The 2,294-nt window shown below is 70.4% G+C and carries 4 protein-coding genes; all 4 read right to left on the bottom strand.

Annotated features, from left to right (window positions below; all coding sequences use genetic code 11):
* Nucleotides 1-260 (bottom strand): E3 binding domain-containing protein (locus ENN83_RS08990; protein ID WP_287186094.1); only part of this gene is annotated, 260 nt, incomplete at its 3' end.
* Nucleotides 221-625: a biotin/lipoyl-containing protein gene (locus ENN83_RS08985; RefSeq protein WP_287186092.1), complete on the bottom strand. Its 405-nt coding sequence runs from the start codon at nt 623-625 to the stop codon at nt 221-223. The genes ENN83_RS08990 and ENN83_RS08985, both read right to left, overlap by 40 nt.
* 2 nt (nt 626-627) lie before the next feature.
* Nucleotides 628-1,596: an alpha-ketoacid dehydrogenase subunit beta gene (locus tag ENN83_RS08980; protein ID WP_287186095.1), complete on the bottom strand. Its 969-nt coding sequence runs from the start codon at nt 1,594-1,596 to the stop codon at nt 628-630.
* Between the two features lie 2 nt (nt 1,597-1,598).
* The coding region (locus tag ENN83_RS08975) for a thiamine pyrophosphate-dependent enzyme (RefSeq protein ID WP_287186090.1) at nt 1,599-2,294 on the bottom strand (696 nt) is incomplete at its 5' end.

The following is a 2,294-nucleotide window of genomic DNA, read 5'->3' as shown; positions in this document are numbered from 1 at the left end:
GGGCGCGCGGCGTTCTGCGCGGAGAGCCAGTCCGTCGATGCCTGAAGGTCGATCCGGTGGGCCAGATAGTAATGCGGGATCTCGCGTTTCGACTTTGCCATGGCCGACGCAATCGCCTTGCGCATCCCGGCGCGCGGGTCGGGGGCTTCTTGCGCGACCGCCTGCGCCCGCTCGACATCGGCCAGCAGGATCGCCCCGCCGGGCCCCGTGCCCGTGCCCGTCACCGTCGCCAGCGCGATCCCGCGTTCTGCCGCCAGCACCCGCGCTGCAGGCGACGCGGCAAAGCCCCGGGCAGCCGGACGTTGCGGCTGCGGCTCAGGCGTTTCGGGCGCAGCCGCTTCCGGCGCGACGACCTCAGTTCCCGGCGCCGCCCCCGGTTCGCCCCCTTCCCCGGCCCCCGGATCCGCGCCAGCGGCGCGCCGACGGGCAGCGTCTGGCCGATCTCCGCCTCCAGCCGTTCGACAGTGCCCTCTTCGAGGATCTCGATCTCGATCGCCCCCTTCCGGGTCTCGACCACCGCCACGATATCGCCTCGCCGCACCCTGTCACCGGGGCCGACCCGCCATTCGGTCAGGGTGCCCGCCTCCATGTCGGCACCAAGGGACGGCATGGTGAACAGCCCCATCGCTATCTCCCCATCACGCCCCGAACCGCGGCGACAATGTCCGACACCTGCGGGATCGCGGCCTCTTCCAGGTGTTCGGGATAGGGGATCGGCACTTCCTCGGCACAGATCCGGGCCGGTGGTGCATCCAGCGACCGGAAACATCGCTCGGCGATACGGGCCATGATCTCGGCGGCCAGCGATCCGCTGCGCCAGCCCTCATCCACAACCACCGCGCGGCGGGTGCGTCCGACGCTTTCCGCGATCGTCGCCTCGTCCAGCGGGCGCAAGGACCGCAGGTCGATCACGTCGGCCTCGATGCCCTCGCCCGCCAGCGCCTCGGCGGCTTCCAGCACCTTCCAGAGCGAGCCACCATAGGTGATCAGGCTCACATCCCGCCCTGCCCGCCGGATCGCCGCGCGGTCGATGTCCAGCGGCCCGGCGGCCTCGTCGATCTGACCCTCACGGTTGTACAGCATGACATTCTCGAAGATCAGCACCGGGTCCGGGTCTTCCAGCGCCATCCACAGCATCCCCCGCGCATCCTCCAGCGTGGCAGGCGCCAGCACGCGCAAACCGGGGATATGGGCGAACCAGCCCTCGAGGCTGTGGGAATGCTGGGCAGCCAGTTGCCGGCCCGCGCCAGTTGCCATGCGAATCACGACGGGGCAGCCGAACTGCCCGCCCGACATGTGGCGCAGCGTGGCCGCCCTGTTCAGGATCTGGTCGAGCGCGAGCAGCGAGAAGTTCACCGTCATCACCTCGACAATCGGGCGCATCCCCGCCACCGCCGCCCCGATCCCCGCCCCGGTGAAGCCCGACCCGGACAAGGGCGTGTCGCGGATGCGGTCCTCGTCGAATTCGGCCATCAGTTCCTTGGAAACGGCATAGCAGCCGCCATAGGCGCCCACGTCCTCGCCCATCAGGAACGCCCTGTCGTCGCGGATCAGCGCGTTCCGGATCGCCTGTTTCACCGCCTCGCGGCAGGTCATCGTCACGGTCCGGCCCGAGGGTCGGGCGGCGGGTGGGGCGGCAGGCGGTGCCCGGCCGTCACGTGGCGGGTCAGGCTTTCGACCGGCTCCCACTCCGCCGCCTCGGCAAAGGTCACGGCAGCGTCGATCTCGGCGGCGACCTCGGCCTCGATCCGGGCAACGTCCTCCTCGTGGGCGAGGTCTGTTTCCAGCAGCCAGCCCTGGAATCGCACGATCGCGCCCTTCTGCCGCCGGTCCTCGACCTCGGCCTTGTCGCGGTAAAGCTGGGCGTCGAACATCGAATGGGCCCGGGAGCGGTAGGTCCGGGCCTCGATGAACAGGGGCCTGCCGGTCTCGCGGAGGCGGGCGAGCGCGCGACGGGTCGCGGCCTCGATCGCGACCACGTCCATGCCATCGACCTGGTGGGCCTCCATCCCGTAGCTTTCGGCCTTGGCGGTCAACTGCATCTGCGTCTCGGTGCGCGCCAGCGCCGAGCCTATCGCGTAGCCGTTGTTCTCACAGACAAAAAGGACGCGCAGGCCCCAGAGCGCCGCGAGGTTCATCGATTCGTGGAACTCTCCCTCGGCCACCGCGCCCTCACCGAGGAAACACGCCGTGACATGGGGCGCGCCCCTCATCCGGTCGGCCAGCGCCAGCCCCACCGCCAGCGGCAGCCCGCCGCCGACAATCGCGTTGCCGCCGTGGAAATTGCGCGCGGC

Source organism: Rhodovulum sp. (assembly GCF_011048875.1).
In the GTDB taxonomy this organism is placed as follows: Bacteria; Pseudomonadota; Alphaproteobacteria; order Rhodobacterales; family Rhodobacteraceae; genus Rhodovulum; species Rhodovulum tesquicola.
This window is presented reverse-complemented; position numbering and strand designations above follow the sequence as displayed.